Source organism: Martelella mediterranea (genome assembly GCF_004342225.1).
In the GTDB taxonomy this organism is placed as follows: domain Bacteria; phylum Pseudomonadota; class Alphaproteobacteria; order Rhizobiales; family Rhizobiaceae; genus Martelella; species Martelella mediterranea_B.
Genome location: NZ_SMAR01000003.1, coordinates 1 through 24,524, shown reverse-complemented (window position 1 = coordinate 24,524; position 24,524 = coordinate 1). Strand labels below are relative to the sequence as shown.

At 57.3% G+C, this 24,524-nt stretch carries 28 protein-coding genes and 2 pseudogenes; 11 read left to right on the top strand and 19 right to left on the bottom strand.

Features of this window, described 5'->3' with window-relative positions:
* Window positions 1–31 precede the first annotated feature (31 nt).
* Entirely contained in the window at window positions 32–604 is a 573-nt protein-coding gene (hpf, locus tag EDC90_RS02915; protein WP_132308396.1) for a ribosome hibernation-promoting factor, HPF/YfiA family, read from the top strand.
* Window positions 605–673: 69 nt separating this feature from the next.
* Window positions 674–1,138: a PTS IIA-like nitrogen regulatory protein PtsN gene (gene ptsN / locus EDC90_RS02910; RefSeq protein ID WP_132308394.1), complete on the top strand. Its 465-nt coding sequence runs from the start codon at window positions 674–676 to the stop codon at window positions 1,136–1,138.
* 82 nt (window positions 1,139–1,220) lie between these two features.
* On the opposite strand, the gene grpE is transcribed toward ptsN, so the two are convergent.
* Both grpE and hrcA read right to left on the bottom strand, forming a co-directional pair.
* Complete coding sequence (gene grpE / locus EDC90_RS02905; protein WP_132308392.1) at window positions 1,221–1,862, bottom strand: nucleotide exchange factor GrpE; 642 nt, start codon at window positions 1,860–1,862, stop codon at window positions 1,221–1,223.
* A gap of 99 nt (window positions 1,863–1,961) precedes the next feature.
* Complete coding sequence (hrcA, locus tag EDC90_RS02900; protein WP_245510905.1) at window positions 1,962–3,050, bottom strand: heat-inducible transcriptional repressor HrcA; 1,089 nt, start codon at window positions 3,048–3,050, stop codon at window positions 1,962–1,964.
* Window positions 3,051–3,208: 158 nt separating this feature from the next.
* On the opposite strand from hrcA, the gene rph reads away from it, so the two are divergent.
* From rph to EDC90_RS02870, 6 genes are all read left to right on the top strand, one after another.
* Window positions 3,209–3,928 (top strand): ribonuclease PH, encoded by a 720-nt coding sequence (gene rph, locus EDC90_RS02895; protein WP_132308390.1) that lies wholly within the window; start codon window positions 3,209–3,211, stop codon window positions 3,926–3,928.
* Window positions 3,929–3,943: 15 nt separating this feature from the next.
* Window positions 3,944–4,357 (top strand): VOC family protein, encoded by a 414-nt coding sequence (locus EDC90_RS02890; RefSeq protein WP_132308388.1) that lies wholly within the window; start codon window positions 3,944–3,946, stop codon window positions 4,355–4,357.
* A 15-nt stretch (window positions 4,358–4,372) separates the two neighbouring features.
* Complete coding sequence (rdgB, locus tag EDC90_RS02885; RefSeq protein ID WP_132308386.1) at window positions 4,373–5,017, top strand: RdgB/HAM1 family non-canonical purine NTP pyrophosphatase; 645 nt, start codon at window positions 4,373–4,375, stop codon at window positions 5,015–5,017.
* A gap of 26 nt (window positions 5,018–5,043) precedes the next feature.
* The gene (gene hemW, locus EDC90_RS02880; protein WP_132308699.1) at window positions 5,044–6,201 is read left to right on the top strand and encodes a radical SAM family heme chaperone HemW; all 1,158 of its coding nucleotides are present in this window, start codon (window positions 5,044–5,046) and stop codon (window positions 6,199–6,201) included.
* A 107-nt stretch (window positions 6,202–6,308) separates the two neighbouring features.
* Window positions 6,309–7,364 carry a glycosyltransferase gene (locus EDC90_RS02875; RefSeq protein ID WP_132308384.1) on the top strand — a complete coding sequence of 352 codons (1,056 nt, stop codon included), beginning with the start codon at window positions 6,309–6,311 and terminating at the stop codon, window positions 7,362–7,364.
* Between the two features lie 27 nt (window positions 7,365–7,391).
* Window positions 7,392–7,739, top strand: a complete 348-nt coding sequence (locus EDC90_RS02870) for a hypothetical protein (protein WP_132308382.1) — start codon at window positions 7,392–7,394, stop codon at window positions 7,737–7,739.
* Window positions 7,740–7,742: 3 nt separating this feature from the next.
* Here EDC90_RS02870 and mnmA read toward each other — a convergent pair whose 3' ends face one another.
* A complete protein-coding gene (gene mnmA / locus EDC90_RS02865; protein ID WP_132308380.1) occupies window positions 7,743–8,936 on the bottom strand; it encodes a tRNA 2-thiouridine(34) synthase MnmA in 1,194 nt (397 codons plus the stop codon).
* Window positions 8,937–8,990: 54 nt separating this feature from the next.
* Here mnmA and EDC90_RS02860 point away from each other — a divergent pair, with 54 nt between their 5' ends.
* On the top strand, window positions 8,991–9,185 hold the full coding sequence (locus EDC90_RS02860; protein ID WP_132308378.1) for a hypothetical protein: 195 nt from the start codon (window positions 8,991–8,993) through the stop codon (window positions 9,183–9,185).
* On the opposite strand, the gene serA is transcribed toward EDC90_RS02860, so the two are convergent.
* The 5 genes from serA to EDC90_RS02835 all read right to left on the bottom strand — a co-directional run bounded on the left by serA (window position 9,172) and on the right by EDC90_RS02835 (window position 13,626).
* On the bottom strand, window positions 9,172–10,767 hold the full coding sequence (serA, locus tag EDC90_RS02855; protein WP_132308376.1) for a phosphoglycerate dehydrogenase: 1,596 nt from the start codon (window positions 10,765–10,767) through the stop codon (window positions 9,172–9,174). The two genes, EDC90_RS02860 and serA, sit on opposite strands and share 14 nt — an antisense overlap.
* A gap of 89 nt (window positions 10,768–10,856) precedes the next feature.
* On the bottom strand, window positions 10,857–12,026 hold the full coding sequence (locus EDC90_RS02850) for a phosphoserine transaminase (RefSeq protein WP_132308374.1): 1,170 nt from the start codon (window positions 12,024–12,026) through the stop codon (window positions 10,857–10,859).
* 352 nt (window positions 12,027–12,378) lie between these two features.
* Window positions 12,379–12,801 (bottom strand): hypothetical protein, encoded by a 423-nt coding sequence (locus EDC90_RS02845; protein WP_132308372.1) that lies wholly within the window; start codon window positions 12,799–12,801, stop codon window positions 12,379–12,381.
* A gap of 11 nt (window positions 12,802–12,812) precedes the next feature.
* Window positions 12,813–13,157: a hypothetical protein gene (locus tag EDC90_RS02840; protein ID WP_132308370.1), complete on the bottom strand. Its 345-nt coding sequence runs from the start codon at window positions 13,155–13,157 to the stop codon at window positions 12,813–12,815.
* 148 nt (window positions 13,158–13,305) lie between these two features.
* On the bottom strand, window positions 13,306–13,626 hold the full coding sequence (locus tag EDC90_RS02835) for a hypothetical protein (RefSeq protein WP_132308368.1): 321 nt from the start codon (window positions 13,624–13,626) through the stop codon (window positions 13,306–13,308).
* Between the two features lie 230 nt (window positions 13,627–13,856).
* Here EDC90_RS02835 and EDC90_RS02830 point away from each other — a divergent pair, with 230 nt between their 5' ends.
* Window positions 13,857–16,352, top strand: a complete 2,496-nt coding sequence (locus EDC90_RS02830; RefSeq protein WP_132308366.1) for a heavy metal translocating P-type ATPase — start codon at window positions 13,857–13,859, stop codon at window positions 16,350–16,352.
* 63 nt (window positions 16,353–16,415) lie between these two features.
* On the opposite strand, the gene EDC90_RS02825 is transcribed toward EDC90_RS02830, so the two are convergent.
* The 5 genes and pseudogenes from EDC90_RS02825 to EDC90_RS02815 all read right to left on the bottom strand — a co-directional run bounded on the left by EDC90_RS02825 (window position 16,416) and on the right by EDC90_RS02815 (window position 19,950).
* Complete coding sequence (locus EDC90_RS02825; protein ID WP_132308364.1) at window positions 16,416–16,742, bottom strand: hypothetical protein; 327 nt, start codon at window positions 16,740–16,742, stop codon at window positions 16,416–16,418.
* Between the two features lie 50 nt (window positions 16,743–16,792).
* Window positions 16,793–17,632, bottom strand: coding sequence for a putative bifunctional diguanylate cyclase/phosphodiesterase (locus EDC90_RS21150; protein WP_348633655.1), 840 nt, complete (start codon window positions 17,630–17,632; stop codon window positions 16,793–16,795).
* A 21-nt stretch (window positions 17,633–17,653) separates the two neighbouring features.
* Window positions 17,654–17,974 (bottom strand): annotated as a pseudogene (locus EDC90_RS21145) (diguanylate cyclase domain-containing protein); the annotation flags it as partial.
* Window positions 17,935–18,981, bottom strand: a complete 1,047-nt coding sequence (locus tag EDC90_RS21140; protein WP_245510918.1) for a CHASE4 domain-containing protein — start codon at window positions 18,979–18,981, stop codon at window positions 17,935–17,937. The pseudogene EDC90_RS21145 and the gene EDC90_RS21140, both read right to left, overlap by 40 nt.
* Window positions 18,982–19,116: 135 nt before the next feature.
* Window positions 19,117–19,950: a DNA adenine methylase gene (locus EDC90_RS02815; protein WP_432419980.1), complete on the bottom strand. Its 834-nt coding sequence runs from the start codon at window positions 19,948–19,950 to the stop codon at window positions 19,117–19,119.
* Between the two features lie 300 nt (window positions 19,951–20,250).
* Between EDC90_RS02815 and EDC90_RS02810 the strand changes: the two genes are divergently transcribed.
* Window positions 20,251–20,748 (top strand): DUF2165 family protein, encoded by a 498-nt coding sequence (locus EDC90_RS02810; protein WP_132308362.1) that lies wholly within the window; start codon window positions 20,251–20,253, stop codon window positions 20,746–20,748.
* Between the two features lie 75 nt (window positions 20,749–20,823).
* Here EDC90_RS02810 and EDC90_RS02805 read toward each other — a convergent pair whose 3' ends face one another.
* The 6 genes and pseudogenes from EDC90_RS02805 to EDC90_RS02780 all read right to left on the bottom strand — a co-directional run.
* Window positions 20,824–21,147: a hypothetical protein gene (locus EDC90_RS02805; protein ID WP_132308360.1), complete on the bottom strand. Its 324-nt coding sequence runs from the start codon at window positions 21,145–21,147 to the stop codon at window positions 20,824–20,826.
* A complete protein-coding gene (locus EDC90_RS02800) occupies window positions 21,144–21,557 on the bottom strand; it encodes a hypothetical protein (RefSeq protein WP_245510904.1) in 414 nt (137 codons plus the stop codon). The genes EDC90_RS02805 and EDC90_RS02800 overlap by 4 nt, the downstream gene beginning before the upstream one ends.
* The gene (locus tag EDC90_RS02795; protein ID WP_132308358.1) at window positions 21,554–22,504 is read right to left on the bottom strand and encodes a glycoside hydrolase family protein; all 951 of its coding nucleotides are present in this window, start codon (window positions 22,502–22,504) and stop codon (window positions 21,554–21,556) included. The genes EDC90_RS02800 and EDC90_RS02795 overlap by 4 nt, the downstream gene beginning before the upstream one ends.
* A 33-nt stretch (window positions 22,505–22,537) precedes the next feature.
* A complete protein-coding gene (locus EDC90_RS02790) occupies window positions 22,538–23,074 on the bottom strand; it encodes a DUF4376 domain-containing protein (protein ID WP_165972715.1) in 537 nt (178 codons plus the stop codon).
* Window positions 23,074–24,000 (bottom strand): hypothetical protein, encoded by a 927-nt coding sequence (locus EDC90_RS02785; RefSeq protein WP_132308354.1) that lies wholly within the window; start codon window positions 23,998–24,000, stop codon window positions 23,074–23,076. The genes EDC90_RS02790 and EDC90_RS02785 overlap by 1 nt, the downstream gene beginning before the upstream one ends.
* Window positions 23,997–24,524, bottom strand: a pseudogene (locus tag EDC90_RS02780) (host specificity factor TipJ family phage tail protein); the annotation flags it as partial. The pseudogene EDC90_RS02780 and the gene EDC90_RS02785, both read right to left, overlap by 4 nt.

Sequence of the window (24,524 nt, the reverse complement as noted above, 5' to 3'; positions counted from 1 at the left end):
TGTTCGCAAACACCAGAAGAAGGGAAAAACCATGAGTGTTCGCGTTTCTGGCAAACAGATGGAAGTCGGCGAAGCTTTTCGCTCGAAGATCGAAGACCAGATCGAGGAGGCGGTCACCAAATATTTCGATGGTGGCTATTCCAGTCAGGTAACCGTGGAGAAAGCAGGCAGCGGTTTTTCCGCAGACTGCAAGGTTCACCTCGACAGCGGCGCCGTGCTTCACGCCACCGGCAAAGCGCAGGATCCGCAGGCCGCATTTGATGGAGCCTTCGAGCGCATTGCCAAACGTCTTCGCCGTTACAAGCGCAAACTCAAGGATCGTCATCACAACGGACCGGATGCCTTTGCCGAGGTCGCCTATACGGTTATGGACCCGCCACCGGAAGCTGATGATGAAATCCCTGAAGACTATGCGCCAGCCATCGTCGCTGAGAGCAAAACCGAAGTCCGCACGATGGCCGTCGCAACAGCCGTCATGGCGCTCGACATGACGGACAAACCGCTCATGCTTTTCCGCAATCCCGACAATAAGACGCTGAATATCGTCTATCGCCGCCCCGACGGAAATGTCGGCTGGATTGATACAGCAAGCATCACCGGTTAACGAAACAAGCCAGCGGGCGACATCACGTCGCCCGCCTATCTTCTGAACCAACCCAGGACACCTCCCAAAATGGCCCTTGAAGACCTGCTCAAACAGGAGGCGATTATGCCCGCCCTCAAGGTGAGCTCCAAAAAGCAGTTGCTGCAGGAGTTATCTGCCCGCGCGGAGACTGTCACCGGTCTTCCCGAACGCGAAATTTTCGAGGTGATTCTGCAGCGCGAGCGCCTCGGCTCGACCGGCGTTGGAAACGGCATTGCGATTCCGCACGGCAAACTGGCCGGGCTGGAGCAAATCCACGGCGTGTTTGCACGCCTGCCTCAACCGGTCAATTTTGATTCGCTTGATGATCAGCCCGTTGACCTGGCCTTTCTGCTGCTCGCGCCGGAAGGTGCTGGAGCAGACCATTTGAAAGCACTTTCAAAGGTCGCGCGGCTTTTGAGGGATACAGAGCTGACAACGCGGCTTCGTGCCTCGGAGAATGCGAGCGCAATCTTTTCCATTCTCACGGGCGACGCCAACTCAAGCGCTGCCTGAAAATTAAGACTTTCAGTCACACAAAAAAGCCGCGCAATGTAAGACATCGCGCGGCTTTTTATATTGGTTGCAAATGTCGGTCTTATTCAGACTTGCCTTCACCGGCATTATCAGACGCAGGGGCTTCGGCCTTCGGACCGCCCTTTGAAACACCAACCATGGCCGGCCGCAGAACGCGATCACTGATGACGTAACCAGCCTGAACAACCTGAACCACCGTGTTGGACGGAATTTCGGCGTTCGGCACTTCAAACATCGCCTGGTGGAAATTCGGATCGAACTTCTCGCCTTCGGCTTTGATTTCTTTCACACCGTGGCGTTCCAGCGCCGAGATCATCGAACGTTCCGTCATTTCGACGCCTTCGACAAAACCGGCAATTTCTCCGCTGCGCTTGTCTTCCGGAATAGCGTCCAGTGCGCGACGCAGATTGTCGGCAACGCCCAGCATATCGCGTGCAAATGCTGTCACGGAGTAAGCCTTGGCATCCTTAACATCACGTGCCGTCCGGCGACGCAGATTTTCCATTTCTGCGGCCAGTCGCATCATCTGATCGCGCTGCTTCTCATTTTCCTCACGCAGAACATCGATCGGATCAGGTTCGACTTCCGGTGCCTCCTCAGAAGTCATTTCCGCCTCAGCAGCATCGGCCTTGGCTGCGTCAAGGTCGATTACCGTTTCGTTGTTTTCTTCTTCAGCGGCGTTTTTCTTGGTTTCGTCGGTCATGACGTCTCCGCAGGTTACTTGTGTTCATGAAATCTCGTGCCCCGATATCGAGGTTCAGCCCTGAAAAATCAAGGCCCCCGACACGTATACGGAGCGCTTTCACGAGCCTCTGGACAGTTTCGACAGAAGATGCGCCGTATAATCAACCATCGGCACAACCCGTGAATAGTTAAGCCGGGTCGGGCCGATCACGCCGACTGCCCCCACGACCTGATTATCGCTGTCACGGTAAGGGGCGACAACCAGAGAAGACCCGGACAATGAAAAGAGCTTGTTCTCGGAACCAATGAAGATGCGAACGCCGGAGCCGGTCTCGGCCAGACTGATCATCTCAATCAGACTGTCTTTGCGCTCCAGATCATCAAACAGCATTCTCAGCCGGTCGATATCCGCTGCATCCTCAACGCCCTCGAGCAAGTTCGCTCGGCCACGCACAATAAGCCGCCCGGGGCTGCCTTCATCCGAACTACCGGACCAGACAGCCAGGCCCCGGCCAACAAGGTCCTGTGACAACTGATCGAGCTCACGCCGAACGTCATCCTTCAACTGCGTCAGAACCGATTTAAGCTCTGGCAATGTCTGGCCATTGAGATGCGCATTGAGAAAGTTTGCAGCCGCCGTCAACTGTGACGATGTCGTCCCGGCGGGCAGATCGATAATCCGGTTTTCAACCTCGTTATGCTCCCCAACGAGGACGGCCAGCGCCTTTGTCGGCTCCAGCCGGATAAACTCGACATGTTTGAGGATCGCATCGCTTTTCGAGGTCATCACCAGCCCGGCCCCGCGCGAAATGCCCGAAAGCATCTGGCTGGCCTCACCAAGGAGTGTATCCATTGGCTGCCCGCGCTGCGCACCGCTCATCTGGCGTTCGATTTCCGAACGTTCGCTCTCCGCCAGATCGCCAACCTGCATATAGGCATCGACGAAAAAGCGCAGCCCGGTTTCAGTCGGCAATCGTCCGGCCGAAATATGCGGCGCATAGATCAGCCCAAGCTCCTCCAGATCGCTCATCACATTGCGAACGGAAGCCGGGGAAAGAGACATCGGCAGAAGTCTCGAAAGATTACGCGAACCAAGTGGCTCACCTCTTTCGAGATAGCTTTCAACGATCCTGCGAAACACTTCACGGGAACGATCATCGAGCGTCATGCCCGATTTGTCTTCTGCCTGGCTAAGATCTGAATTCATGGCCCATCAATGCTTCATACCCGTTATCTCACCTTTATATAGTTACGACTGCCTGCTTCGCAATTTCTGTTTTCAGTTGATGGCTGCCCTGTTTTTCTTTGCAAAACCGGTGCAGCTTCCTTAGAACCGCGATTGAAAAACAATGGAAGGATCAGGGTATGCGGCCATCGGGCAGACAACTCAATCAGATGCGCAACGTCTCGTTCGAGCGCGGCTTCTCCAAACATGCTGAAGGCTCGTGTCTCGTCAAGTTCGGCGACACGCATGTGCTTTGCACTGCCAGCCTTGAAGAACGCGTGCCACCGTGGCTGCGCAATGCTGGCAAAGGCTGGGTTACGGCTGAGTACGGCATGCTGCCACGCGCAACCGGCGAGCGCATGCGCCGTGAGGCTTCTTCCGGCAAGCAGAGCGGTCGCACGCAGGAAATCCAGCGCCTTATCGGCCGTTCCTTACGCGCCGTTGTGGATCTCGAAGCCCTTGGCGAACGTCAGATCAGTGTCGACTGTGACGTCATTCAGGCCGATGGCGGAACGCGCACGGCTTCTATTACCGGTGCCTGGATTGCATTGCATGACTGCCTGAAGTGGATGGAGGCACGCTCCATGGTCAAAACGGACAAGGTTTTGAAGGATCATGTCGCCGCCATTTCCTGCGGAATCTTTGCCGATCAGCCAGTAATCGACCTTGATTATCTGGAAGACTCCTCCGCAGAGACCGACGCCAATTTCGTGATGACCGGGACCGGCGGAATCGTCGAAATTCAGGGCACGGCTGAGGGCAAACCGTTCAGCCAGGATGAATTTCTGACGCTCATGGACCTGGCCCGTAACGGTATTGGTGATCTCGTGGAGATGCAGAAAAGTACCATTACCGGATAACAGGATCTGAACAACGTGACGAACCCGATCACAGGCATACTGGAAACAGCGCTCTATGCTGAAGACCTTGATGCAGCCGAGGCTTTTTATGCCGACGTGCTCGGGTTCGAAAAAATCACGCGGGCGGATAACAGGCATATTTTCTTTCGTGTCGGCGCGTCCGTTCTTCTGATTTTCAATCCGAATGAAACCATACATCCTGCACCCGAGGGCGCCCTGCCCGTTCCCGCCCATGGCGCCAAAGGCCAGGGTCACGCCTGCTTCCGGCTGGACAGCGATCGGTTCCACACAGTCATCGAGCGACTGGTTGCCGAGGGTGTTTCCATCGAAAGTGACTTTCTCTGGCCGAACGGGGCCCGATCCATCTATTTTCGCGATCCGGCAGGCAACAGCCTCGAATGTGCTGAGCCTAAGCTTTGGGGTCTTTGAATTCAGGATTTAATAATGCGCAAGCTCGATACCAAAACAATTGTTGTTGCAAGTCACAACGCTGGCAAAATCGCCGAGATTGCCGAACTCATCGGACCGTTGGGCTTTTCGGCCAAGTCCGCCGCTGAGCTGAGCTTCGACGTACCGGATGAAACTGGAACGACATTTGAGGAAAACGCGGCCATCAAGGCACTGGCATCGGCAGAGAAGTCGGGCCTGCCATCGCTCGCTGATGACTCTGGCATTTGTGTCGATGCGCTTGACGGCCAGCCGGGTGTCTATACCGCTGACTGGGCAGAAACGTCCGATGGCAGCCGCGACTTTGCCATGGCTATGGAAAAGGTCGAGAATGCCCTTGCCGAAAAAGGCGCAACAGCACCTGAACAGCGCACGGCCCGCTTCGTCTGCGTGCTGTGCCTTGCATGGCCGGACGGTCACACCGAAACGTTTCGCGGCGAAGTGGAAGGCACCTTGATCTGGCCACCGCGCGGCGACAAGGGCCATGGCTACGACCCGGTTTTCCAGCCTTGCGGACATGACCGCACCTTCGGCGAAATGAATGCGGATGAAAAAGCCAAAGGCGGCCAGAATGATGGCGGTGCGCTGTCCCATCGCGCCCGCGCTTTCCGGTTGTTCGTTGAAACGGGGCTGTCAAACTGACCACACTTCCGAATGAACATGTGCATCTGAATGGCGATGACGGCGAACCAGGGTTCGGCGTCTATCTGCACTGGCCGTTTTGCGCAGCCAAATGCCCCTATTGTGATTTCAACAGCCATGTAAGGCATCAGGCTGTTGACCAGCAACGTTTTGCAAGGGCGTTTGCATGCGAGATCGCACATATGCGGGCGCTTTCCGGCCCGCGCGAAGTGACCAGCATTTTCATCGGCGGCGGCACGCCATCGCTGATGCAACCGGAAACGCTTGGTGAAATTCTGGAGGCTGTCGCCAATGCCTGGCACGTGCCGGGCGGCATCGAGGTGACGCTTGAGGCCAACCCATCCAGTGTCGAGGCAGAGCGCTTCCGCGGCTATCGTGCCGCCGGCGTCAACCGCGTTTCCATGGGTGTTCAGTCGCTTGATGACCGGCAGCTGAAGTTTCTCGGGCGCCTTCACAATGTCGAGCAGGCGCTGGGCGCCATCCGGCTGGCGCGCGATATCTTTCCGCGCATGTCGTTTGACCTCATCTATGCCCGACCGGGCCAGACGGAAGAGGAATGGAAGACAGAACTGAATCAGGCCATCGATCTGGCTGCCGACCATCTGTCGCTTTACCAGCTGACAATTGAAGAAGGCACGCCATTTTACGCGCTGCACAAAGCCGGAAAACTCAGTGTTCCCGATGATGATCAGGCGGCACGGCTTTATGAAATGACGCAGGATGTGACAGCTGCGCGGGGTCTGCCTGCCTATGAGGTTTCGAACCACGCCCGACCCGGCGCTGAAAGCAGGCACAACCTGACCTACTGGCGCTATGGCGATTATGCGGGCATTGGCCCGGGTGCCCATGGGCGATTGGCAACCGATGGCAGGAAGATCGCCACCGCGACTGAACGTCACCCGGAGACCTGGCTTGAAAACGTTGAAGCTCACGGGCACGGCTTGGTCGAGCTGTCCGAACTGACTAGCGAAGAACAGGCAGACGAACTGCTTCTCATGGGGCTGCGCGTGAAAGAGGGCGTCGATCTTGCCCGCTGGTCATCCTATTCCGGCAAACCCGTCGATACCGAACGGGAGGCATTTTTGATGCAACTGGGCCTGATCGAGCGGGTCGGCAACCATCGCCTTCGCGCAACGCCTGAAGGCATGCTTTTGCTGAATAGGATTGTCACAGAGCTTTCGTGAAGCGCTTATGCGCGCTCCGGTTTTCTGCTAAATCACGGAACAACTGCTTCAGACACCACCAGAATAGCGGCTTTACGGCTTTGAAGCATGAAAGAGATCAGAATCCGATGCAAACCTTTGAGCCTCGTCGCATACTGCTCGTCAGCTATCAGGAGCGCAAAAGCCTCTTTGCGCGCTATTACAACAACGCATTCAAACTTGCGAACGGCTTCATCAGGAATGGGCACCACGTTCTGACATTTTCCGATCGGGACCATGCGCGCGAAGCAACGATCTTCAGATCGCAGAAATTCGGTCGCAACAAAATGCAGAAGCAGCTGATTGCCACAGCGCGGCACTATCAGCCGCATCTGATCCTATTCGGGCATTGCGACCTGATTGACGGCGAAACCTATCAGGCCTTGCGCAAAACTGTCCCGGGTGTGCGGATGGCAGCTTTCTGCGTCGATGCGCTTTTCCGTGACAAAACCATGGCGGCATTCAAAATCCGGCTCGATTATATGGATGCTGGCTTTATCACCACTGCAGACCGGCCCCAGTTGAACGCGGTCTTTGGTCAGACAGGAAAGCTGCATTTCATGCCGAATTCCGTCGATCCTGCGATCGAAACCCAGCGCATCTTCATGCGTGCCCGTGAAACCCTCAAATATGACGGTCAGTTTCTGGGCACAGGCATCAACAGGCGCGACGAGCAGTTGACTGCACTCATTGAGCGCCTGCCCGAAGACTATCGTTTTTCCACCGGCGGCCGTGCGTTCAAAAGTGAGTGGCTGGTGAGCACCGGCTACCTTGAGCGCATGTGTGAAGCTGCCGTTTCTCCCAACCTGCCTCATGATGATACAAGACCGCAGGATATGGCCTATCTCTACAGCTCGGACCGCATCGCACAGTTGCTGGGCAATGGCATAACAGCCCTCTCTCCCGCCACGAGCAGGCTTTCTGATCTCTATGAAGATGGGGTTATGGAATACAGCAATCGCGAAGAGCTGGCGGAGAAGATGCTTGAGTTATATCACGATGACGAGCTTCGAAGGAAAATCGGAGAAGCCGGTCACCGTCTAGCCCATGCGAAAACAAACAATATCGTGATAACCCGGTATATCATGGATATTGTGTTTGAACGCGACCCCGGTAGGCTTGGCTGGAACACCGCGCCGGTCTGATACGTTGCTGGTGCAAAGGAAACCGACATGAGCAGCTTTTCAGGAACGCACAGAATGATCCGTGATCGCGTCAGCGCCGCAGTTTGCATCATCTTCGCGGCTTACATGGGTTATCTCGCCCACAGCGATGGTGTTGCGCTTGCACCATCGATCTTTTACGGCATTGCGGCCTTTGTGCTTCTTGCTGTTATTCTTATGGTGCTCAGAAGCTTCGTATATGCACTGATTATAGCCGCTCTTGTTGTCTGGGTGGCCCATCGCATGGGATATGGATGGGCCGACCAGATTGTCAACTATGTAGAGCAGCTCCTTGAACTCGGCTATCGCGAGTCCCTGAAGCTGTTCCTGTCGGCTGAAAAACCGATCACGACCTGAATATCACGCAGCCAGTCCCGTCAGCAGGTTCTTGAGTGCGTTTTCCGCTTCAGGTGAGCGTTCGGAACGATCAATAAATCCGCCGCCAAACACACGGGCATCGTTGCCGGGCGCATCATAAAGAACACAGGCCTGCCCGCTGGCAATGCCCGCCTCGCCTTCCAGCAGATCGACGTAAACGCCGTCATCGTCACAATGCAACGTGACTGGAAGCGGGGGGCGTGTCGAGCGAACCTTTGCAAAGCAGTCAAAGCCGTCACGGGCTTCATCAACGAGCGCTTTATCGCCCAGCCAGTTCACATCACGCAGGTAGATCCGCCGCGTTTCCAGCGCTTCGCGCGGACCGACGATCACCCGTTTGCTTCGGGCATCCAGATAAACGACATAAAGCGGCTCGCCAGTCGCAACACCCAGCCCCTTCCGCTGACCGATGGTGTAGCGGACAATGCCCTCATGCTGACCGAGCACACGGCCATCGATATGTACGATATCGCCGCTCAGATTGGCATCCGGCTTCAGTTTGGCGATCACATCGGAGTATTTTCCATGAGGCACAAAGCATATGTCCTGGCTGTCCGGTTTATCGGCAACCACAAGGCCCATTTCTTCCGCCAGTTTGCGCGTTTCGGCCTTCGGCAGACCGCCCAGGGGAAAGCGTAGAAAATCAATCTGCTCCTGCGTCGTCGCAAACAGGAAATAGCTCTGATCTCGCTCGGCATCCACAGGACGATAGAGGGCACGACGCCCGGGATTTTCCGGTGTCGGATTATGACGTGAACGGATGTAATGCCCGGTCGCCAGTGCATCAGCACCCAGCTCTTTTGCCGTCGTCAACAGATCGGCAAACTTCACTGTCTGGTTACAGGCCACGCATGGGATCGGCGTTTCACCGGCGATATAACTCTCGGCAAACGGGTTGATGACCGTTTCCCTGAACCGTTTCTCGTAATCCAGAACGTAATGGGGAATGCCTAAAAGCTCCGAGACGCGACGTGCATCATCGATGTCCTGTCCCGCACAGCACGAGCCAGCGCGATGCACCGCCGCGCCATGATCATAAAGTTGCAGGGTAATGCCGAGGACATCATAGCCCTCCCGCTTCAAAAGCCCGGCAACGACCGAGCTGTCTACACCGCCGGACATCGCGACGACAACGCGCGTATCCTCCGGCTTCTTGTCGATATCCAATGTATTCATTGATCCGCCAGTCCAGTTCAAGGTTGGATGTGAATCTCGTTTTCTGAGAGCGAAATGACAAAAGCAGGCGGCATTTTCATGACGCCTGCCGGAAACAGCCATTTTGACGCTGATATAGAGCCTTTCGCCATTTCTGGCAAGACAAGCAACATGCACCTGAACTCAAGACAAAAAAAAGACCCGGCTCCATTTTCTGGAAACCGGGCCAGTTACACCCAAGTCTTAAGAGAAAAGCTTATTCGACGTTGAACTTCAGCGGCTTGGCCTGCTTGATTGCATCATTGGCCAGAAGGTCATCGAGAACCGCCTGCTGTGGCTGATCATCGACATAAAGCAGGGCAATCGCATCGCCGCCTTCATTGTCACGACCCAGCTGGAAGTTGGCGATGTTGACACCTGCCTTACCGAGCGTGGTCCCCATGAAACCGATCATGCCGGGCACGTCGGTATTGGAGATGTAGATCATGTTGCGGCCGACATCGGCGTCCATGTTGATGCCCTTGATCTGGATGAAGCGCGGCTTGCCATCCGAGAACACCGTACCGGCAACCGAACGCGTCTGCTTTTCGGTGGTGACAGTCAGCTTGATGTAACCATCATAAACGCCGGATTTGTCGCGCTTGGTTTCCTGCAGGATGATGCCCTTGTCCTTCACCATGATCGGCGCAGACACCATGTTCACATCGGCGACCAGCGGACGCAGCAGACCAGCCAGAAGCGCGCTTGTCAGGGCCGTCGTGTTCATTTCAGCAAAAACGCCGTCATAAAGCACTTCGACTTCCTTGATCGCGTTTTCCGTAACCTGACCGGCAAATTCACCGAGAACCTCAGCCAGCTTGACGACCGGTTTGAGGCGCGGCGCCTCATCGGCAGAGATCGACGGCATGTTCAACGCGTTGGTGACAGCCCCCTTCAGCAAGTAGTCCGACATCTGATCGGCCACCTGAAGAGCAACATTTTCCTGGGCTTCCGTCGTTGAAGCTCCCAGATGCGGCGTGCAGACGACATTTGGAAGGCCAAAGAGCGGGCTTTCGGTTGCCGGTTCGGTTTCAAACACGTCGAAGCCAGCGCCTGCGACCTGACCGGACTTGATTGCCTCGGCAAGTGCTGCTTCATCAACGAGACCACCACGAGCGCAGTTGATGATACGAACGCCCTTCTTGGTCTTTGCCAGCGCCTCGGCATTCAGGATACCGCGGGTCTTGTCGGTCATCGGGACATGAAGCGTGATAAAATCAGCCTTCGCCAGAAGCTCATCAAGTTCGACCTTGGTAACCCCGATCTTTTCAGCGCGTTCATGCGAGAGGAAGGGGTCGTAAGCGATGACGTTCATCTTAAGGCCGAGGGCACGATTGCAGACAATCGAACCAATATTGCCAGCACCGATCACACCCAGCGTCTTGCCGGTGATTTCGACACCCATGAATTTTTTCTTTTCCCATTTACCGGCCTGTGTCGAAACATCGGCTGCCGGGATCTGGCGGGCAACAGCAAGCATCAGGGAAATGGCGTGTTCAGCTGTCGTGATCGAATTGCCAAATGGGGTGTTCATGACGATGATGCCGCGGCGCGAGGCAGCAGGAATATCAACATTGTCAACGCCGATACCGGCGCGACCGATCACCTTGAGATTGGTTGCGGCTTCGATGATCTTTTCAGTCGCCTTGGTGGCTGAGCGGATTGCCAGACCATCATACTGGCCAATGACTTCCAGAAGCTTTTCCTTGTCTTTGCCAAGGTCAGGCTGAAAATCGACTTCTACGCCGCGATCTTTGAAAATCTGGACAGCAGCTTCCGACAGCGCGTCGGATACGAGTACGCGAGGTGCCATGAGAGGCCTCCTTGAAGAAATATCGTGTTTAATCGGAATTTCAGGCCGCGCCGCTTATCCGGCGCGCGCCTTTTCAATTCAGCCTGGCCTTAGGCAGCCAGCTTCGCCTTCTCGGTCTGATAGGCCCAGTTGAGCCAGCCCATCAGAGCTTCAAGATCAGCCGTTTCGACCGTGGAACCAGCCCAGATACGGAGGCCGGACGGTGCATCACGATAGGCACCGATATCGAATGCAACGCCTTCTTTGTCCAGCACGGAAACGATGGCCTTGGCGAAGGCCGCCTGTGCTGCATCATCCAGCTTGACGATTTCAGGATCAAGGATTTTCAGGCAGACAGAGGTATTGGAGCGCGTTTCCGGCGCTTCAGCCAGATTTTCGATCCAATCATTCGCCTCGACGAAATCGAAGATGACCTTGGCATTGGCATCGGCACGCGCAACCAGCGCATCGAGGCCGCCGATCGATCTGGCCCAGTTCAGAGCATCCAGATAGTCTTCAACACAGAGCATGGAAGGCGTATTGATCGTCGCGCCCTCAAAGATACCTTCGATCAGCTTTCCGCCTTTGGTCATGCGGAAGATCTTTGGCAACGGCCATGCAGGGGTATAGGTTTCCAGCCGCTCAACAGCACGTGGCGACAGGATCAGAATACCATGACCGCCTTCGCCGCCAAGCACCTTCTGCCAGGAGAACGTGACGACATCGAGTTTCTCGAAATCAACCTTCTGCGCAAAAACGGCAGAGGTTGCATCGCAGATCGTCAGACCAGCGCGATCAGCGGGGATAAAATCAGCATTGGGAACACGCACACCAGAGGTCGTGCCATTCCACGTAAAGACAACGTCGTTGTCGAAATTGACCTGCGAAAGGTCAGGCAGCTGGCCGTAAGGCGCTTCAAGCTTGCGGGCATTTTCGAGTTTCAGCTGCTTGATCACATCCGTGACCCAGCCGGAACCAAAGCTTTCCCATGCAAGCATATCGACGCCACGTTCGCCGAGCAGCGACCACATGGCCATTTCAACGGCACCTGTGTCGGACGCCGGAACGATACCGATGCGGTAGTCAGCGGGCACACCAAGAACCTCACGCGTCAGTTCGATCGCGTCTTTAAGCTTGGTCTTTCCGATTTTAGCACGATGAGAGCGGCCAAGCGCTGCATCTTTGAGCGCTTCAGGCGTCCATCCCGGACGCTTTGCACAGGGGCCGGAAGAAAAGCGGGGATTAGCCGGACGGGTGTCCGGTTTCTGCATATCTGTCATATCTCTACCCTTTCAGATAGTAGCCTCTCGTTGGGGAGAGGTGTCCCGCCGCCGGATATACGGGAGGCTTTGAAAATAGGCAAGGGAAAAGATGACTTGGTGATGACGGCCTGCAGGTTCATGCAGGGAGAGACATGAACATAAAAAGAACATTTGGGTTTGATTGACACAAATCTGACACAGCGGAACGACGCAATATTCTCTTTTCGTTCCGTCCATACGAAAAGCAGCAACATCATCGCGCCCTATCTCGGCAGTTGGAATGCACAGAACGACGATTGAGGCTCGACCCAAGGGCAGGCCAATGCAAGAGGCCGCGCCGAAAACGCGGCCACTCCTGTCGGGGCCGCTGTCAGCGGCTCTCGGTCGCGTCCTCGATCAGGACGACCGCCCAGCCATCCGCAAGCTGCGAGACCTTGACGGTTTCGCCCGGTTTCAGGCAACGGTTGACGCTCATGCGGTGATTGTTCACGCCCTTGAGCACGCTGCCGTCCTCAAGCCGGATCTCGTTCTTGCAATGATTGATGCCGTCGGCATCCGGCGCGCAATCCGTATCGGAGAGGATCGTGCCGGTGATCTCGGTCTCGCCGGCAGGCACGCCACCCTCCAGAAGCTGGAGAAGATAGCGGCCGTTTTCGCCGTTTTCCACCCATGTGGAGATCGTTTCGCCTGCGGGGATTGCCGGTTGTTCGGCACTGTATGCGGCCGGTGCGGCGAGGAGGGCTGCGGCGAGGCCGAGAGCCGCGATTGCCGAGGCGCTGAATGTCTTTTTCATCTGTTTTCTCCTTACTCGGCCGCGCCGCCATGCGGCATGGCATCGGCGTGATGGGCTTCCATTTCTCCGGCATCGAGCGTGCCGTCGCCATTGGTGTCGAGGTAGCCGAACATGCGTTCATGCATGCCCTGGAACTCGGCGAGCGAAAGGCTGCCGTCGCCATCGGCGTCAAGCATGATCACCATCATGTCGGAATTCATCATGCCGCCCATCATCGACCCGTCCATCATGCCGGATTGCATCATGCTGCCGACATCAGGGACCTGATCGGTTCCGGTGTGGTGGGCCGGGTTGGCGTAGGCGAGGCTCGCGCCGAGGGTAAGCGTGAACGCGGCGGCGTAAATTATCTTGCTCATGGGAAATCTCCGTTTAGAGCACTATCTTAGATATGGCTCCCAACATTCTGAAATTTATATGATTTACAGAATGAAGGACCGTTTCCCGGTGCCTGCGGGCTGCCGGGATCATCACGAATCCGACAAGCATGTGCCGGGCGTGAAGGCTCTAGAGTGCGGAGATGGGTGGCGGCGTTTCGGGGGCCGAAGGCTGACCGGCAAGAGGCGCGGTCAGCGGGATATTCCGTGCCGAAGGCGCCGTCCGGGAATGGATGCGCGCGGGATCGGGCGACAGGAACAGGCCGCAGGTCCCGTGATAGAGGCATGACGTGTGGATCATCGCCTTGCCGCAGGCATCCGTCGCGGAGACCGACTGTTCGTTGCAGGACGCCATGTCGGCGGGCTCAAAGCTGACGGCCGTGCCCGCGCCGGCAAGGAGCCCGAGCAGGAAGACGAAAGCAATGGCAAGTGTGCGAAGCCGGCTGAACATGGTCTCTTCGAATCGAGTGGGACCTACGATGGAAGGCCAATCTGGCATATTTCACGGCGGTCGGAATTGATCAGGATCATCCTCCTTTCTCTGTGATCCGAAAAGGCTGGGCTGCCCGGTTTCCTGATCGCCTGCCTGCGCTATCTGTAGCCGGGTAATCCGGGCGCTCTTGACCTTCCAGTGACTGGAAGGGCCATGTTGGCGGAAACGGAACCGACAGGAGAGCTCAGATGCAACATTCCCATGACGGGCATTCCCACGATGCCGGAAGCGGCGGCAGCCATGGCGCAGCGGTGTCGGAAAAGAGGCCGTTACGCGATCCCGTCTGCGGCATGTCGGTCGATCCGGAGGCCGGAAAACCGACGGCCGAACATAATCACCGGCTTTTCCACTTCTGCTCCGAAGGTTGCCGAGACCGTTTCCTGCAGGAGCCGGAAGCCTATCTGACGGCGGAGGACCCGGTCTGCGGCATGTCGGTCGATCGCGCCAGCGCCCAGCTTATGCTCAAGCACGAAGGCGAGCGTTTCTATTTCTGTTCTTCCGGCTGCCAGTCGAAATTCGAGGCAGAACCCGATCAATACGCCAGTGGCCGACCGGAACCGGAGCCCCAGCCGGAGGGAACGCTTTATACCTGCCCGATGCATCCGGAAATCGTGCAGGATCATCCCGGCGATTGCCCGAAATGCGGCATGGCGCTCGAGCCGATGACGCCCTCGGCCGATATGGGCCCGAACCCCGAATATGTCGATTTCAAACGCCGCCTGATGATCACCGCGCCTCTGGCGCTCGCCGTCTTCGTGCTGGAAATGGGCAGTCATCTCGGCCTGCCGTTAGAGGACTGGTTCGGGCATGCAGTGTTCGGCTGGCTGCAATTCGCGCTGGCCACGCCCGTCGTTTTCGTCTGCCGGCCTTTCTTCAAGCGCGGCTGGTCCTCGATCGTCAACAAGAGTCCGAATATGTGGACCCTGATAGCGCTCGGCACGGGGGCGGCCTTCGTCTTCTCGGTCGTGTCGCTGGTCGCGCCCGGCCTGTTTCCGGCTTCCATGCGCGACAGTGCGGGCATGGCGCCCGTCTATTTCGAGGCGGCTGCCGTGATCCTCGTCCTTGTGCTGATCGGCCAGGTGATGGAACTGGCCGCACGCGAACGCACGGGCGATGCGATCCGGGCGCTTCTCGATCTTGCGCCGAAGACCGCGCGCAAGGTGACCGATGAGGGTGAGGAGGATGTGCCCGTTGACACGCTGAAGGCCGGCGACGTGCTGCGCGTGCGCCCCGGCGAAAGCGTGCCGGTTGACGGCGTGGTCACCGAAGGCCACTCATCAGTCGATGAAAGCATGATCACCGGCGAGCCGGTCCCGGTCGAAAAGACCGAGGGCGAGCCGGTCACCGGCGGCACGCTCAACAAGACCGGCAGCTTCCTGATGCGGGCGGAAAGCGTCGGGGCCGAAACCACGTTGTCGCGCATCGTCGACATGGTGTCGAAGGCCCAGCGCTCGCGCGCGCCGATCCAGGCGATGGCGGACCGGGTGGCGGCGTGGTTCGTGCCTGCCGTGGTCTCCGTCGCCGTGATTGCTTTTCTGGCCTGGGTCATATTCGGACCGTCGCCGGCGCTCTCCTATGCCTTTGTCGCGGCTGTCTCGGTGCTGATCATCGCTTGCCCCTGCGCGCTGGGTCTTGCCACGCCGATGTCGATCATGGTTTCCACCGGGCGCGGCGCGCATGCCGGCGTGCTGATCCGCGACGCCGAGGCGCTGGAGCGCTTTTCCAAGGTGGACGTTCTCGTCGTCGACAAGACCGGCACGCTGACGGAGGGCAAGCCGGCGCTCGCCGATGCCGAACCGGCCGAAGGTTTTGATCGCGCCGACCTGCTTTCGATTGCGGCAGCCCTGGAGCGCGGCTCGGAACACCCGCTGGCCGAAGCGATCGTGACGGGCGCGCGCGAGGCAGAAGCGCCTGAGATGGAAAGCAGCGATTTCGATGCGGTTACCGGACAGGGAGTGACGGGAACGGTGGACGGCAAACGCGCCGCGCTCGGCAATGCCGCGCTGATGGAGGCAGAAAAGGTCGACATCAGCGGCCTGAAAGAGCGGGTGAAAGCCCTTCAGGGCGAGGGCAAGACCGCCATGTACCTTGCCGTGGAAGGACAGGCTGCCGGTGTGGTTGCGGTTGCCGACCGGGTCAAGGAAACCACGCCGGATGCGATCCGCGCGCTGCACGACGCCGGCATGCGCATCGTCATGGCGACGGGCGACGCGAAGGCGACGGCCGATGCCGTGGCCTCGTCGCTCGGCATCGACGAGGTTCATGCCGGCGTCAGCCCCGAGGACAAGCATGACCTGATCGAACGGTTGCGTGGCGAAGGCCTGTCGGTCGCCATGGCCGGCGACGGCGTCAATGATGCACCGGCTCTTGCCGCGGCCGATGTCGGCATCGCCATGGGAACGGGCGCCGATGTCGCGGTAGAAAGCGCAGGCATCACCTTGGTTAAGGGAGACCTAACCGGCATTGTCCGCGCCCGCCACCTGGCCGAGGCGACCATGGCCAATATCCGTCAGAACCTGTTCTTCGCCTTCGTCTACAATTCCGCCGGGGTGCCGCTGGCTGCCGGTATTCTGTACCCGTTCTTCGGCATCCTGCTTTCGCCGATCATTGCCGCTGCCGCAATGAGCCTCTCCTCGGTCTCCGTCATCGGCAATGCGCTGCGACTTCGGGCGACGAAGCTCTAGGAGCAAAATCCACTCAGCCCTTTGAAAAGTGGTAGTTTTTCTGATTCAAAGTCTTGGCTTTGGCTATGAAAAACGGGGTGTGGTTGAGCGATGAATAATTGCCGGTGATTCAGCTATTGGTACTAAAGAATGGAGCTGGTGAGCGCCGTTCGATGACCGACCTGTCATCCGTGGCCTCTGAGCCGTTGCCGGTTTCGGGACATAAGGTCGTGATGAAGGAGAGGAGAGCCGCGCGCCGAACCCGGTGCCGCCCATAGCGACGCCGAGGATATAGCCCCGGCCGATCCGCGTGATCTTCTGGTATTCGGCGACGAACTGCTCGGTTTCGCCGCGACGCTGTGACAGGGCCGTGTTCTGCTCGAGCAGACGTTCGTTCTGGTGTTCGACCATGAATGATCACCAAAGCTGTCACCGGAAACGTCCACGCGCCGATCTTGCACTCAGCCGGGCGAGCTGTCGGTAGAGCGAGTGAGTTCAATGTCGCGAAGAGGAACAGGCTTCGAGTACAGGAAGCCCTGAAGGCTGTCACAGCCAATCCTGATCAGACCGGCGTCCTGAAATGACGTTTCCACGCCTTCCGCGGTCGTCTTGAGGCCACTCGCGTGGGCCAGTTCAACAATGGCCCGGATTATAGCCTCATCGCCGGCTTTCTCGCCGAACCCCCGTACGAAGCTTCTGTCGATCTTGATGCGATCGACATTCAGGGTTCGCAGCCGGCCAAGCGACGAGAAGCCAGTCCCGAAATCATCAATAGCGATCTGCACGCCTATTGCACGCAGGGCGTCGAGATTCGCGACGACGGCAGAGGCCTCGTCGGTCGCGGCTGTTTCAGTCACCTCCAGTTCGAGAGCCTGCGGCGACAGTCCGGTGGACAACAGTATATTTTTGACTTTTGCGGCGTAGCCTTCGTCGCGGAGTTCGATGCCGGACACATTGACGGCAACGGACTTCCCGGACCATTCAGCTGCGGCGGTGCAGGCCTCCCGCAAGACAAACGCGCCGACAGCCTCGATCAGCCCGGTTTCTTCCGCTATGGGAATGAACAATTCGGGAGAGATCGAGCCGAATTTGGGATGTTCCCAGCGCAGAAGCGCCTCGTACCCTTTGACCCTATGGTCGCGAGCGTCAATAATGGGTTGATAGTGAACCTGAAATTCATTGCCGGCCTTCAGGGCCGCACGCATATCCCCTTCCATCTCCTGGCGCCTGCTGAGCAACTGGTCCATACTCTCGGAAAAGAAGGTATACCGGCTGCGGCCGGAGTTCTTCGAAAAGTACAGGGCAACATCGGCCCTCCGAAGCAGGCTGACACGGTCATTGCCATCGCGCGGCGCCAGCGCCACTCCAACGCTCACGCCGACAAAAACTTCCTGGCCGCCGAACACAAAGGGACGGCGGGCAGAATCGACTATGCGCTGGCAGATACCATCGACTTCCCCCACGCTGACCTTTCCCCTGAGCATCACGGTAAATTCGTCCCCGCCGACGCGCGCAACGACATCGCCCTGACGCACGATAGCCTTCAAACGTTGACCGAATTCGCGAATCAAAGCGTCACCTGAAGGGTGGCCTAGCGTATCGTTCACCTGCTTGAACCGATCCAGATCGAGGAACAGAAGGGCGCTCGCCCCTCCTTGGTCAACTCGACATCGACGTACTCGTTGAAATAGTTTCTGTTGGGAAGTTCGGTCAACGGATCGTGGAGCGCCATGTACCGGATCTGCTCCTTGCTCGCCTGCAGCTCTTTTGAACGGTTGTGATAAAGGAACAGAGAGAACGCAATTGCGCAAAGTGCCAATACAATAAAGGCGGACAAAACCGGGATAAGCTTTGATAGCATCGTTTCACCCGGGTGATGGGGATGCCACACCATGTATCCCAAAACGGTTCCATCAGCCGCATAGAACGGCAGGCTGGAATAATGCGGCGCATCGCTCGCCGACCATGAAAAATGCAGGTCTTCAAAAAGATAGTCGGTCTTCAGCTCTTCGATCAGGCTTCCGTCAAGGAAGCGCACAGCCACGTGAACGCTTTCCTCACCGGGTGTCTGTTGAATGTCACCGGTATCGGAAACGATTGGCTTGACGCTGACGACAGCGGGACGCCCCTGGATGACGGCCAAATCAGATACGCCGGGCGTGAGCACGATATCGCTGACCTGGCTGTCGTCGCCGACCCGAAGCTTGTCGCGAAGAGCAAGAACCAAAGGCAGAGCTTCGTCCTCGACTACGCTAAACGCATCCGGAGCCCGCTGTCCGCCATCTGCAAACGCGTAAACTGCTTGATTCGAGGGATCGAGAACATAGGCCTGATCGAGTCCGAAGTACTCATGCATCCAGGCTCCAAGATTATTATCCATCCATTCGCTGTCACGCGCGCGCACCTGTTCGACGGCATCGTCCCATACAGTCACACTTTCCTGATTGTGGGCGACCTTGGAACGCTGTTGAGAAACAACGAGTTGAGCCAGACTGGCCTGTCGATTGTACGACACGCGATCGGCCTCCTGACCCGCCCAGATCAGGAGCCCCAAGACGCCAAGGCCGATGCAGCCGGTCAACACCAATATTGGCAGGGCGCGCTTGAGAAGGAAACCCGAGTATTTGAGAGAAACTGTCTTGCTGCGCATTTTCGAAACCTGCCATGTAATTAAGAAAAGTATGGAGAAACATAAGCTTCTGCACAAGCGAATATCTCCAGCCACTCTTGTCAGGAGCAGCGCATAAGGCATTCGCACCGCCTGACCGCTCCCGATTTTGCTTGTCTAGAACAGGGGAAGGTTTCGGTCTTGGCGAACATCCTTGCCATCGAGTATGATCACCTCACCCACCGCCTTCTGCTCGCCGCTACCGATCGTGTAGTCGAGCTTCACATCGGCGAACTCAAAACCCGAGAAGATCTCCCGCACCTCCGGCCGGTCGTTCAGTGACAGGATGAACCGTCCCTTGATCCCTGCGAGTCGCTCCGCCATTTCGGCGAAGTCGGCACGCTTGAAGCTCTCCCTGCCGTAGTCGGTCTCGCAGCCAAAATAGGGCGGGTCGAGGTAGAATAAGGTCCCTTCCCTGTCATAGCGATCGATGAAGGCGCGCCAGTCGAGGTTTTCGATGACGACGCCGGAAAGACGTTCGTGCACCTCTTCCAGGATAGGGCCCAGCCGGGTCAGGTCGAAGCGTGCCGGGCCGTGGCGTTCGACGCCGAAACTGCGGCCCATGATCTTGCCTCCGAAGGCGAGGCGCTGGAGATAGAGAAAGCGGGCGGAGCGCTCGAGGTCGGTGAGCGTTGCCGGATCCGTCGCGGCGAGCCGCTCGAATTCCCGCCTTGAGGTGAGCTGGAATTTCATCACTTCCATGAACTGCGGATAGTGCCGCTGCAGGATCCGGAAGAGCGTGATCACATCGCCCGAATAGTCGTTGATAACCTCGCAGCGGGCGGCAAGCGAACGGCGGAAGAACACGCCGCCCATGCCGACAAAGGGCTCGGCATAAAGGTCGTGCGGGGTCTGTTCGATGATGGAGGAAACGCGCTTGGCGAGACGTTTCTTGCCGCCAAGATAGGCGGCCGGCGGCGACACGGGCCGCACCGAGATCATTCCTTGCATTGTGGGAAATGTCCGAATCTGCCACACACCGCTTCGCCTGCGCAGGCGGTCGGGTGCGGTGAGGATTCTTCGTGCTTACCGGACGGGACTATGTTTGGCGACTGACCCGTCGCTTGCAGCCTTGGCGGGCTGCAGGCCGCCCGATGCCGGGCAGCAGAAAAGCCGATCAGAAGCGTACTCGCGTTTTGATCATAAGGATGAGAAATTTTGCATGCTGACAACTGTCAAAGTTGCCAGAAGATCCGCACTACGCTTTCTGCTAAGTTACTAAAAAACAGAACATCCAGGAGCCAACTCTACATGACTATCAGGCTTTCAAAATCCTTGATGGTACTTGCCATTGCCTTTTTTGCCACGCTCGTCGCATTTGGGAATATCACGGACTACGGTTCAAACTATGCCTTCGTTCACCATGTCTTCTTAATGGACACGATCTTTCCGGATTCATCAATCAAGTACCGGGCGATTGAATCTGAAACCCTCCACCATGCAGGCTACATTTTCATTATTGCACTGGAGACGCTCACCGCGATCCTATGCTGGGTTGGCGGCTTCAAGCTGCTTGCAGCCACTAGCGGTTCGCCGAGAGAGTTTAATGCTCGCAAGAAATGGGCGGTTGCAGGTTTAACTCTGGGTTTTCTGACATGGCAGGTAGGGTTCATGTCGATTGGCGGTGAATGGTTCGGCATGTGGATGTCAGAACAATGGAACGGCATAGAAAGTGCGTTCCGCTTTTTCATCACGATTATTGCAGTTCTGATTTATCTTGTTGTGCCCGACACGGATAATGCCGCTTAGTGAGGGGATAACAGACCCTTCTAAAACCGAACACAATCCTTTCGCCCTCTTTCTCATGAGGGCGACTTTCATTTTTCACCCACCCTTCACTGCCCTGATCAACTGCAAGATTCCATCTGAGAGCCACACACCGAAGCCGGTGCCAGCCATGGCCGCGCCGAGAATATATCCGCGCCCGATCTGCTTGATCTTCTGCACATCGGCAACAAAGGTTTCAGTTTCCGTCAGGCGTTCGGAAAGCACCTTGTTTTCGCTGATCAGCTTTTCATTCTGGTGTTCGACCGTGTTCAGGCGTTCATGGATTTCATCATGGCTGGTGCGGTTGTCATCCACCTTGCGGATCAGGGCATCAAGCTTGCCCTGAACCTCTCCGAGCTGACGTGCGATTTCAACGGTCATTTCCCTGCCTTCAGAACGGTTTTCAGCCCCGCCACGCCGGAGCCGACATAAAACACCCACTGGATCATATTGCCCGCCCATGCCTGCATCTGAGGCGTGGGCAGATCCGCAATCGTCCATGGAAAGTGAAAGACGCTGTCGAGGATGACAGCCGCCCACCAGAGCGCCAGCGGAAACAGAAAGAGACTGGCGAACAGCCAGAACCAAGGAAATGACAGTTTGGCCCTGTTATAATCCGCCATGATGCGGGTTTCCTCGATCACCTGCCGGTAATACTCCGCCGTCATATCTGCCTTGATCTTCTCCCGGTCAGTTTCCTGTTCGGCCCGCTTTTCGATCAGCGTCATGGCGCGTTCGACAATGCCGTCCGCGCCAAGCTTTGCCAGCCATGTGAAGATTGTGGTGATCATACCTCCACCTCATGCCCCGTGATCGTGTTGATCCGCCGTGCGATCACATCGCGATAACGCCATGCGAACCAGAGGACGGCGAAGACAATGACACCGGCAACAATCCAGCCAACCGGCAGGCCAGCCGTCCAGGCGGCAGCGCCGGAGGCAGCCGCCGACAGGCCGGATTTCTGCGCGGCATCCTTCAGCGCCGCCATGTCGCGGCGCAATTGGGCAATCGTCGCCGGACCGATGATGCCGTCATTCTTCAGGTGGGGGTGCGTCGTCTGATAAGCCAGCACGGCTTTTCGGGTATTCTTGCCGAACCAGCCGTCGATTGCACCGGGATCAAAACCGCGCTTTTTGAGCATGGACTGAACATCGGCAACAACCGGATCGCCGGTTGCGGGCTTTTCGTCCGTTTCGGCGCGCGGTACACCTTCCGGGGCTGATGCGAGTGTATCAACGCCGGTATAAATGCCCTTTTCGAACAGCAACGCCTCTTCTTTGCGGCGACGGACAAGGCCCGGAAGCTTGCGGCCCTTGGAGGTGTTGTAATGCGTAGCCAGGTAATCGGCTGCCTGTTTCAACCGCCCTGCCCGCCAGAGCTTGCCAAAGCGCCATTTGCTGATCACACGACCGCCGAGGTTAAACGCCGCGCTGGTCGCCGCATCCATCTGATATTGCGTCCGATCATCCGGCGAATGCGCAACAACCTCTTTGCCATAACCGGTATCGATCACTGTGCGCAGGATCCTGTCGGATTGTTCGGCGGTGATTTTCGTTTTGCCGGGGATAAGCTTTTTGATGCCGAGCTTCGCGAATTGCTGTCGGCAATAGGGAGAGCGCATGGTGAAGCCCGTCCCGATGGTCGGCGTGCCGGTTGGATCGAGATAGGCGGTCAGCGGATTGCCTTCATGCAGGCGCACGAAAGCACGCCCCCGGCTGGATACCGTGGTGATTTCCATATTCAATTGTCCTTTGAGAAGATTTAAGACCGGTCAGTCCGGCCAGTAGTTGTCATGTTCATAATCGGCAGGGATCGGGTTCATATCCTTGATCTGCCGGGCTGCCAGAATATGCGCCTGTTCATGCGCCAGCACCGCATCGCCAAACGCGGCGGCGGTCGCGGCGTCCATCTTATGGGCCGTGTTATCCGCCGCAATCCAGGCGAAGTCATAGTCCTGCCCGTGCCAGCGGTAATCCCCTGCGGTGGCGCCCGCCTCAAGCGTGGAGCGGGCCGCTGCCGCCCAGCTTTTAATGCGGCTGACATCGCCGGGTCGCGTCTGGTACTCAACGCCTTCAAATACGATCCCATCGGCAATGCGCCGGTCCCGCTCTTCGTCCACCTGAGAAGGGCGGATCGCGGGGGCGACATATGGTGCAGCGTCCGGCAGCATCGCATCGAACATTTCTTGCGTGCTTTCGTCGCCGTTGACCGCGGTGAAGGGTATCCATCCCAGCGATGGGTGATTGACTTCAGCGTCAATTGACGAATTGTCGGCTGAGCTGAATACCGGGTTCCGAAATTCCATCATTATGACACCCTCAAGAACACTGTTGAAGCAATACCGTCGCCTCCGATGACACCCATGCATCTCCACGATCCTCCCGGTCCGTGAACGACATCTCCTTCTGCGTCTGAATAACGTAGCTCGCTCCCTCCAACCACGTCGCCGGGATTGAGGTGCCTACGGATTTGGAACAATCCATAAGACCCTACGGTTCCTGCGCCTCTGTCAGTGGTATAGTCCTGTGTGCGCCAGTAGCCTCGGTCTTCAATGCGGTTGTCGATAGCGCTGTAGGCGTCGGTTCTGCCCCAATTATTCCAGATTGAGCCAACGATATTGCCGTTTGTTTCATATCGCGCCCCGCCGACTTCGAAATTTCTGTTGGACTTGGCTCGGTCCAGCCAAACAAAGCCGTCCGAAAGGCGCACCCGAAGCGCGCGTGTGTTGTTCCACCCTCCGGTCTGATCGCCGGAATTGGTGATCATCAGATAAAGGTCTTCGGAGTTCAGATGCCAGAACACACCCCGGTCACCGTTCATCATCCGGAAGTTTTCGGACTTGGACGACCTTATCTCACCAGTCACCGTGTCGCCGGACTTACTGACCTTCCCGCTAAGCTGCGATCTGTCGACAGCCCCCAGCTTGTCCCGCGCCTCTGCGGCATCGCCTGAAGCCATCAGGTCATTGGTGTATTCGGTGCCACCGGCGCTGACAAAATCATGGCTGTCCGGTTTGAGTTCGCCGATCACGACATCATCTGTGCCGTCATAGACACAAAGCTTCCACGGGCTGGACGCCGTGCTGATCCACATTGTGCCCGCACTGGCATAGGATGGCCGTTCAACACCGCTGTGCAGTGTCAGCGCGGCCTTGCGCCAGCTGTTGATATTGGCCGCAAGCTGCGAGCCATTGGTGACGGTCGGATCAATCGTCACATTCTCATATTGCGTCATGCATGCACCTTTCCGTAGCCAACGGCCACATAGTCAAACGAGCGCTCAACCGGCGTGCCGGACTGATCCTTGAACACGATGTCAAAGCCGCTCTCATCCTTGTTTGCGATTTCGTAAAAGTCGCCGAAGCGAAGGCCCTGCGCCGAGATCGAAACACCGGTCAGCCCGTAGTAAGGCGGATCAAAGCCGATCCGCTTTCCGGCAACCGGCACGACGATATTGTTGCCACTCAATATCCGGTCGGGCATATCGACCGTCAGTTCAGCCCGCGCGACAATCGGGGTGATGTTCTCATCGATCGATGATAGCTGCAGCCGCATCTGATAGGCCCGCGCCGCCACATCGCCGGTCGCCGCCTCATGCCAGTCTGTCCAGACGGCTTCAGAGGCGTCCGGATCATCATCCGTGGTGCGGATCTCCATCACCGCGTTCCACTTCGACGGATCCGCCCCGACCATGCCATCGAGGTCGATCAGCAGCGGCCATTTATCCATCGTCTCATCCAGTTTCTGCCCATAGACGGA